Genomic DNA, 8,663 nt, shown 5'->3' with positions numbered 1-8,663 from the left:
CGCGGCCCCGGCGTAGGTGGAGATGTGCCCGCCGACGCCGATGTCCGCCCGCTGCGCCCGGTGCACCATCACCGCGGCATTCCAGCGCAGCCAGGCCCGGTACGTGCGTTCGATCTCCTCATCGCCCGGGAATTCCGCTTCCTGGTCCACCGGGATGGTGTTGACGTAGTCCGTGGTGGTGACCATCGGAACACCCACGCTCTGCGCCCCGGCCCGCTGGAGCAGGCTGCGCATAATGTACTGGGCACGCTCGGTGCCTTGTTCCTGAATCAGGGTATCCAGGGACTCCAGCCATTCGGCGGTCTCTTCCGGATCACGATCAGGCAGCTGGTTTGTCAACCCGCTGAGGATATGGGAGGTATCTTCTCCTGCAGCCACGTCCAACCTCTCTTTGAGCGCATCTATCGGCACCCTCAGCTCCGGGCAGGGTGACTGCCTGGCGTGAACGCGACGTGTGCGACATATCGGTTACAACAGCCCGGTCGTATGCGCCGGGCAAGGTCCAATCACGGTACGCCTGCCTGTGTCAGCCGGGCGGTTGCCCGCGCAGGCGTAGTCGTCATCAGCCACTCTAGCCGTGCGGGCTGACGGATGCGTAGCCGCCGTATGGACCCGCCGCCGTATTTCACGGGCATACTGGTTGTGTGACGAAGCGCTGCCCGGCAGCCTCCGGATCGCCCTGTGTGACGCAGAATATGGCGGATCGCGGTGCCAACAGCTTGAAGCGAGAGCCCAAAGGGTGTTGGCTTGGAGTAATGGAAATCACTAGTGCCATTGAAAACATGAAGCAATTCAAAAAGCATAGGAGCAACACGTGAGCGAGGCCGACGCCGCCACTTCGGTAAATGTGGCGGAGAAACTGGGTTTCAAAGACGGGGACCTGATTCAGGAATTCGGTTATGACGACGATGTCGACTTCGACTTGCGGGACGATATCGAAGATCTCACGGGCTCTGAGCTTCTCGATGAGGACGATCACGAGGTGGTCGACGCCGCCATTCTCTGGTGGCGGGCAGGTGACGGAGACCTAGTCGACACGCTGGTCGATTCGCTGACGACTCTCACCGAGGGCGGCGTTGTCTGGGTCCTGACTCCCAAGTCCGGGCGGGACGGCTACGTGTCGCCCGCCGACATCCAGGATGCCGCGCCCACCGCAGGACTCCACTACACCACCTCCGCCGGTGTCTCGAAGGACTGGAGCGCCACCCGATTGGTCACGCGGAAAAACAAGTGACCCAAGCGGTCCAGCACGGGGCCGCCGCGCCGGCCGCCGTGGCGCCCGTTCCCGGCGTCGGCGATGCCGCCCCGGATTTCGAGCTCGCCAATCAATTCGGCGAGCCGGTGCGCCTCTCGGACTTCCGCGGCCGCAATGTCGTCATCGTCTTCTACCCGTTCGCTTTCTCCGGCATCTGCACCGGGGAACTGTGCGAAATCCGGGACAACCTTGCGCTGTTCGAGGATGCCGATGCCGCCGTGCTGGCGGTCTCGGTGGACAGCAAGTTCGCCCAGCGGGCCTATGCCGAAAAGGAAGGCTACGGCTTCGACCTGCTCGCCGACTTCTGGCCGCACGGCGCCGTGGCCTCGGCCTATGGGGTGTTCGACGCTGAGAGCGGCATGGCACTGCGCGGCACCTTCATCATCGACGCGGCGGGAATCGTCCGCTACGTCGTGGTGAACCCACGCGGCCAGGCCCGGGACCTCGCCGAATACCGGGCTGCCCTCGCGGGACTCGGCGGGAACTGATCCGGTGAGGCAGCGGCGGCCGGGAATCGGCATGACCGGGTTTGCCAGCCTCCCGCCGGTCACGGCCGCCGGGACCGGCGGCGCTACTTCAGTGGAGCTCCAGGGCAGGGAACTCGAAGTCCTGCGGGACATCCACGGACTCCTGTCCGGGCGACAGTTCGCCGTGCTGACCGGCGCCGGCCTGAGCACGGACTCGGGCATCCCGGACTACCGCGGGCCCGGCGCCGCGCCCCGGACCCCCATGACCTACCAGGAATTCATCGGCGAACCGGGAAACCGGCAACGCTACTGGGCCCGCAACCACATCGGATGGTCGCACCTGCGCAGGGCGGATCCCAATGAAGGCCATGCCGCGGTAGCCCGGCTGGAGCAGCGGGGACTGCTCACCGGACTTATCACCCAGAACGTGGACCGGCTCCACGAAGACGCCGGCAGCGTCAATGTGGTGGACCTGCACGGCCGGTTCGACCAGGTGGTGTGCCTGGACTGCCACCGGCGCTTCAGCCGCCGGATGCTGGCCGGTGTCCTGGAGGAACTCAACCCCGGGTTCCTGGAACGGGCGCAGGCCGCCGGGGTGGTGGAAATGGCCCCCGACGCCGATGCCACCGTCGAGGACGCCGGGCTGATTGAATCGTTCGTCGTCGCCCGCTGCCCCGCCTGCGGCGGCACCCTGAAACCTGACTTCGTGTACTTCGGGGAAAACGTGCCCAAGGACCGGGTTGAGCGCTCCTACGCCATGGTCGACGCCGCCCGGGCGCTCCTGGTGGCCGGCTCCTCGCTCACCGTGATGAGCGGCCTGCGTTTTGTCCGCCACGCGGCGAAGCAGGGCAAGGCCGTGGTCATCATCAACAGGGGACCGACCCGCGGGGACAGCCTCGCCACCATCAAGCTGGAGGCAGGCGTCAGCGGGGCCCTCGCGTGGCTCGCCGGCGAGCTGCCGCCACTGTAGGGACGGCCTGGCCGATTGGCGCTTGGCCGGTAACATCCGGTACAGTAGCTGTTCGTTGGTTGAAGCGCTGAGGCGCAGAAACTGCGATTTGGGTCTTTAGCTCAGCTGGTAGAGCGCCACGTTTACACCGTGGATGTCATCGGTTCGATCCCGGTAGGACCCACCACAGAAGACCCCGTCTTTCCGGACCACATGGTCCGCAAGGCGGGGTTTTGTCTTCGGTTGCTGCGATGGACTGCGACGAACGCGGACGGGTTTTAGTCGTCGTCAACAATGACGCGGCGACGGCCCCGTGTCACCCAAGAGGATGGCTACCGGGTAGAGTTAGGTGATTTGTTCAGCACCCGAGAAACCCCTGGGGGACCACCATGTTCTACGGCGTCACACGCTACAGTCTCTTCTCGCCCGGATCGCCGTCATGGAAGACGTCTCGGAGCGGGGTCTTCAAGACCCAGGAGCAGTACAAGAACTACCTCTTCTCGGAACAGCGCCTGCAGATGCGCGCCGATGTGTTCTTCGGGAAGTCCGTGCCCGCGCTTGCTGCCATGGCGGAGAACCACGACTACAAGCATTTCGTCCTCTATTCCGAGCTGCTGCCGGAGCGCCACAAGCAACTGCTGTTCGCTGCAGCCAGCGAAAACCCCTTCCTGATTCCCGTGGAGTGGAACAAAGCCGTCCGCGGAACCGGCATCGAGGAAGTCACCTCCCTCATTGAAGAAGATCTCACCGGAAAATTCGCAGCGGACGACGATGTCCAACCCGTGATGTGGTTCCGCCTCGACGACGACGATGTACTCGCGGCGGACTACTTGACGTGCCTGGAAAGGTACCGGTCCGCGAATCACATTGGGATGGCGATCTCATTCGGCCTGGGCCTGACGGCGTATCGCGGGGAGCATGAACTCGTGAATCTTCGGGAGTTCTACCACCCGAAGTCTGCGCAGGGAATGGCGTTTGTGTCGGCCTTCGACCCGCGCGAGAGCCGCTTTATCGTGAGTACGCCCGGCCATCACCATAAGGTCGACACTGTGATGCCGACCATCCTGGACTCGAGCGATCACATGTTCTTTCAAATTCGTCACGGTGACCAGGACTCGACACTGAACTCGACCCCGCATGAACGCGTTGCGGATTCACTGGCGCGTCTCGAGAAGCTGCCGGTGGTGCGGGCCGCAGACGTTTCCGCAGAAAAATGGCCGAGCCTGATCGACGACATAGTCGCCGGCGAGTCCGGTATGCATGAGCTGTCGGCGTCAGATGCGGAGCCCCTGCAGCTCACGGCGGACACCGTTCTCAAGTTTCCGCTGAAGGCCGATGCGGGGCTGGTTGAATTCGAATTCGAATTCGAATCCGCAGCCAATCTCCAGGGCGGCTTTGCTGAGGTCTCGTATGATCTCCAGGGCGCCGATGAACTGGATGTGTCCACTCTGGGTTTGAAGCGGAACTCCAAGCTCGGCTTGAGCCGCCAGGCCTGGTCTCGGAAATCAAACGGACTGGTGCGCCACAGCATTCTCATGCCCGAGGGCGTCAGCATCTCCGGCATCACGTTGACGGGCAAGAACCCTCAGCCGGCCGACGTCTTCATCCGCTTGCGCCAGCCCCGTGTGGTGGCTGTTCACGCCGGCGAGTAGGGACTGAGCCCGGGACACTGGACCCGGGACGCTCGACCCCGGAGTCCGGCGCCGGTCTGGGCTCCGAAATGTCTACGCTCTGGTCTGCGCACCGAAAATATCCGGGCCACTAAAATGTCCGTGCCCCACCCTACTGTGACGGTCATGGAGCACGTAATGGTGAAAACAGGCCCGGACGGGCGGCCGTTGGCCGTGGTCCGCGGGGGCAGGGAATGGTTGATCGGGGCCGAGCCCGTGCGCTGGTTCGAGCGGGTCAGCTGGTGGGAGGCCGAGCGCCGGATGCCCAAGGGCCTGAGCCGCGTGGACGTCGAGGTCTGGCAGATCCAGGCAAGGCTCGGCCGCAACCGCGAATCGGCCCTGACCACCATGGAATTGATCCGGGACGGCCTCGGCGGCGGCTGGCGGCTGCGGGAGGCCGTCGCGGACGCCGCCTAGGGTGCCGGGACTGGCATCAATCGGCCGGTCCCGCCGGCTCCTGATGGCGGTCCGGGACGCCGGCGCCACCCGGGCATTGGAAAAGCCTTCCACCGCGACTATTGGGGGATGCCGCGGTGGAAGGCTTGTAACGAATATACCGTGAACGTTTGGAATTGTGAAACACTGACGGCGTTTCACCGCGGCAGGATTACGCCATTCGATGGCCTAATCGCGGGCGCCGGGACCCCGCCGCCTAGGATGTTTTCATGACCGCCACAAGTGCCCGCCGCATCGCCAGAGTCCGCCCCCTTTCCCGTGCTGCCGACGACGAATACTTCTTCGTCGCCAACGACGCACGGGACTTTGGCAGCGCGGCCGGCAGGGTGTGGACGGTAACTACCTCTCCGTTCCCTGGTTCCGCGGCCAATGCCGGCAGCCAGCCCCGCAGCGGCTGGGAAATCGGCGCGACGGTTGATGAGGCATCGTTCACGTTCCTCGCGCCCAGTGTCCCGGCCAACGTCCTGGGCATGGCGCACAATACCGGCCGCGCGGGCCGCGACCTTCCGCCGCAGGCTTTCCATAAGGCGGCGACGAGTGTGGTCGGTCCGGGCGATGCCATTGAACTCCGGCCGGGGGTGGGCCGCGTCGAGCCGGAAGCCGAACTGACAATCGTCGTCGGGAGCAGGGTCCGAGGACTGACGCCCGGCAACGCCATGACAGCAGTCCTGGGCTACACCATCGGCAACGACGTCTCCGCCAGGGACCTGCAGGAATCCGACGAGCTGTGGATCAGCGCCAAGAGCCAGGACACGTTCACACCCGTGGGGCCGTGGATCGTCACGGATTTGACGGGTGAAGACGCGGCGATCGGCATCACCCACAACGGTCTGGAGCTCAAGGCAGCCAGCTCCGCCGATCTCGGCTGGAGGGTGGAGGAAATCCTCGCCTATCTGACATCTTTCATGACCCTTCACCCGGGCGACCTGGTGCTGACGGGATTCCCCGCCGAGTGCGCGCCAATCGTTCCCGGCGACACTGTCACGTGCCACATTGCAGGCATCGGCCAGCTGACGAATCCCGTGGTGTCTGCCGCCTGACGGACCGGCGGCCTACGACGGCGGCCCAAGATAGGGGCCGCTGCCGTGGGAGCGGCGGGTCAACGGTCTCAGCAGGGCACCGATTCACGGCGCCAGACATTATGATGGTTACTGTTCAGCTGACTGGACAGCATGGAACGAGTGGCGCGGCGACATGCGCGCAATACCTGAAGGAGAATCATGGCCGATTCCCGAGTTTCCCGAACCTCCGACGGATTGGGGAGCGCGTCACCCGCGCCGGCTGTCACCCGTGCCGCCGCCGTGCTGGAAGCCCTGGCCGCATCCGCGACCGGACGCCTCACGCTCAGTGATCTGGCCAGGGAGCTGGGCATTCCAAAGTCCTCAACCTCCAACCTCCTGCTCGCGCTCGAGGAGGCCAGGCTGATCAACCGCCAGGGCGCGGAGTTCACCCTCGGCCGCAAGTTGGTGGAGCTGGGCGCGGCATACCTCAGCCGCCTCGACGAGGTCCAGGAGTTTTACCGGTTCTGTGAACAGGCCCCGACGCTTTCGGGCGAGACGGTCCGGATCGCCATGCTGGACGGGACAAATGTCATCTATCTGGCCCGCTACGAAGGGCACCCGGCGGTACGCCTCACATCCAACATCGGCGACAAGATGCCCGTCTCCCTCTGCGCCGTGGGCAAGGCGCTGATCGCGCGGCTGCATGACCACGACGTCGACGAAATGTTTCCGGACGACGCCGAGTTGCCGGTCCTGACACGGAAGTCGCTGCGCACCGGTGCCGAGCTCAAGGCGCAGCTCACCGTCATCCGGGAGCAGGGATACGCGTTCGAGGACGAGGAATCCACCACCGGTGTCGTGTGCCTGGCCGTGGCCGTCCCGACCCGGGGTGCGCACGGGCCCAGCCTGGGCCTCTCGGTCACCGCCCTGAAGGCGACGTACTCGCAGGAGCAGGGCGCCATGATGGTGAAGGAACTCCAGGACCTCGCCCGGTCCCTGGGCAATCCCATGGGCTAGGGCCTCGTGTCACGGGCCCGTCCCGGATCGCCGCGAATAAATCTGATTATTCATTGGCTAGTCGAACATCCTGCTGTACGCTGTTCAGCATAGTGATCAACTCTTCGGGGGTTGCTCACGTCCCACCAGACCAACGGGGGTCTGGAGTGTTCTTGAGGGAGTGCTTGTGACAACTAGTACTAATACACCGCTCGCTAAAGCGGATGGCGCCGTCGTCGATCCGGAACAGCTGCGACGGGCAACGCTTGCCAGCTCCGTGGGCTCCGCACTGGAGTACTACGACTTCTACATCTACGGTCTGGCCTCGGCCCTGATCTTCGGCCCGCTGTTCTTCAAGCCGCTCGGCGAGGACGGAGCCCTGATCGCGTCCTTCGCCACGTACGGCGTCGGCTTCGCGGCCCGGCCCTTCGGCGGAATGGTCTTCGGCTACATCGGCGACCGGTTCGGCCGCAAGATGGTCCTGATCCTCACCATCGGCCTGATGGGGACCGCCAGCTTCGCCATCGGCCTGCTGCCGACCTATGAACAGGCGGGCATGCTGGGCGCCGTGCTCCTGGTGACGCTGCGCATCCTGCAGGGCTTGGGTGCCGGCGCGGAACAGGCCGGCGCCACCACGCTGATTTCCGAGGTCGCGCCGCGCCGCCGTCGTGGCTTCTTCGCCTCCCTCCCGTTCGTCGGCATCCAGCTGGGCACCCTGCTCGGCGCCGGAACGTTTGCGCTCATTGCCATGGCAGACAAGGCCGTCCTGGAAGGCTGGCTGTGGCGGGTGCCCTTCCTGGCCAGCGTGCTCCTGGTCGTGGTGGCCATCTTCATTCGGCTCCGGCTGAAAGAGACGCCGGTCTTCCAGGAGCTGGAGAAGCACAAGAACGTGGTCAAGAACCCCCTCGGCCAGCTGTGGAAGCACTCCAAGAAAAACGTCCTGATCGGCATCGGCCTGCGGATGGGTGAGAACGGGAATTCCTCGATCTACTCCGCCCTGCTCATCGCGTTCCTGGCGTCAAAGGATGGCGTCTTCCCCGGCGACAAGTTCATCGGACCGGTGGGACTGCTCATTGCCGCAGGCTTCGCCGCCGTCATGGTGATCACGTTCGGCGCGCTGTCGGACAGGTTTGGCCGTGTGCCCATCTACCGCTACGGCGCGCTGTTCCAGGCGCTGATCGCGCTGCCAGCGTTCTATCTGGTGACGCTCGGCAACGTCACGCTGGTCTGGATTGTGATGGTGGTGGGCATCGCCCTCGGCGTTCAGTCCATGCTGGGCCCGCAGTGCCCGCTGCTGCCGGAACTCTTCGGCTCGCAGTACCGCTTCACCGGCGTGGCAATGAGCCGCGAGCTCTCCGCCGTCCTGGCCGGCGGACTGGTCCCGCTGGTAGGAGCCGCGCTGCTGGCCGCCACGGACCATTCCTGGCTGGTGCTCGCCATCTACTCGCTGGTGCTTGCGCTGATCTCGTTCGTCACCACCTTCTTCACGCCCGAGACGGTGGGACGCGACCTCCTCCTGACGGAGGACGCGCACTAGGCGCACCCGGCCTTATCAGCACGCAGTCCGCAGGTCCCAGGCTGTGGCCCCTTCCCCCAGGAAGGGGCCACAGCCGTTTCTGCGACACGGGAAGCGCCTGGCGATGCGCAAGATGCCCGGCGCTACCGGAATACCCTCTCTGTCAGCCTGTCGTGAGACAGATTGTCTTCGCGACAGGCGGGCGGGTTGGGCATGACGAAGTCGACTGGGAAGGTGCCGTTCCGGACTCTTGAGGAGAAGCTTTCGATCCTGGAGAAGTACGAGGCTGCCCCGCGTGGTCAAAAGGGTGCGGTGTTGCGTGAGTATGGGATTTCGGGGCATGCGGTCGGGAT

8 protein-coding genes, 1 tRNA gene and 1 pseudogene are annotated in these 8,663 nt (G+C 64.8%); 9 read left to right on the top strand and 1 reads right to left on the bottom strand.

Going from position 1 to position 8,663, the window contains the following annotated elements:
- A pseudogene (locus AC1DZQ_RS22325) lies at nt 1-378 on the bottom strand (pyruvate dehydrogenase (acetyl-transferring), homodimeric type); the annotation flags it as partial.
- Nucleotides 379-814: 436 nt separating this feature from the next.
- On the opposite strand from AC1DZQ_RS22325, the gene AC1DZQ_RS22320 reads away from it, so the two are divergent.
- From AC1DZQ_RS22320 to AC1DZQ_RS22280, 9 genes are all read left to right on the top strand, one after another.
- Nucleotides 815-1,234 (top strand): DUF3052 domain-containing protein, encoded by a 420-nt coding sequence (locus AC1DZQ_RS22320; RefSeq protein WP_018773429.1) that lies wholly within the window; start codon nt 815-817, stop codon nt 1,232-1,234.
- Entirely contained in the window at nt 1,231-1,743 is a 513-nt protein-coding gene (locus tag AC1DZQ_RS22315; RefSeq protein ID WP_476965547.1) for a peroxiredoxin, read from the top strand. The genes AC1DZQ_RS22320 and AC1DZQ_RS22315 overlap by 4 nt, the downstream gene beginning before the upstream one ends.
- Nucleotides 1,744-1,774: 31 nt before the next feature.
- Nucleotides 1,775-2,692 carry an NAD-dependent protein deacetylase gene (locus tag AC1DZQ_RS22310; RefSeq protein ID WP_476965546.1) on the top strand — a complete coding sequence of 306 codons (918 nt, stop codon included), beginning with the start codon at nt 1,775-1,777 and terminating at the stop codon, nt 2,690-2,692.
- 90 nt (nt 2,693-2,782) lie between these two features.
- Nucleotides 2,783-2,858, top strand: a tRNA-Val gene (locus AC1DZQ_RS22305).
- A gap of 202 nt (nt 2,859-3,060) precedes the next feature.
- Nucleotides 3,061-4,323: a glycosyltransferase gene (locus tag AC1DZQ_RS22300; RefSeq protein WP_476965545.1), complete on the top strand. Its 1,263-nt coding sequence runs from the start codon at nt 3,061-3,063 to the stop codon at nt 4,321-4,323.
- Between the two features lie 156 nt (nt 4,324-4,479).
- Nucleotides 4,480-4,758, top strand: coding sequence for a hypothetical protein (locus tag AC1DZQ_RS22295; protein ID WP_476965544.1), 279 nt, complete (start codon nt 4,480-4,482; stop codon nt 4,756-4,758).
- Between the two features lie 248 nt (nt 4,759-5,006).
- Nucleotides 5,007-5,837, top strand: a complete 831-nt coding sequence (locus tag AC1DZQ_RS22290; RefSeq protein WP_476965543.1) for a fumarylacetoacetate hydrolase family protein — start codon at nt 5,007-5,009, stop codon at nt 5,835-5,837.
- A 180-nt stretch (nt 5,838-6,017) separates the two neighbouring features.
- The gene (locus tag AC1DZQ_RS22285; protein ID WP_476965542.1) at nt 6,018-6,815 is read left to right on the top strand and encodes an IclR family transcriptional regulator; all 798 of its coding nucleotides are present in this window, start codon (nt 6,018-6,020) and stop codon (nt 6,813-6,815) included.
- 166 nt (nt 6,816-6,981) lie between these two features.
- On the top strand, nt 6,982-8,331 hold the full coding sequence (locus AC1DZQ_RS22280) for an MFS transporter (RefSeq protein ID WP_476965541.1): 1,350 nt from the start codon (nt 6,982-6,984) through the stop codon (nt 8,329-8,331).
- Nucleotides 8,332-8,663 lie beyond the last annotated feature (332 nt).

Source organism: Arthrobacter sp. P1_C12_2, assembly GCF_056406415.1.
Note: the sequence above shows the minus strand (reverse complement) of the source record. Positions and strands in the feature narration are given on the sequence as shown.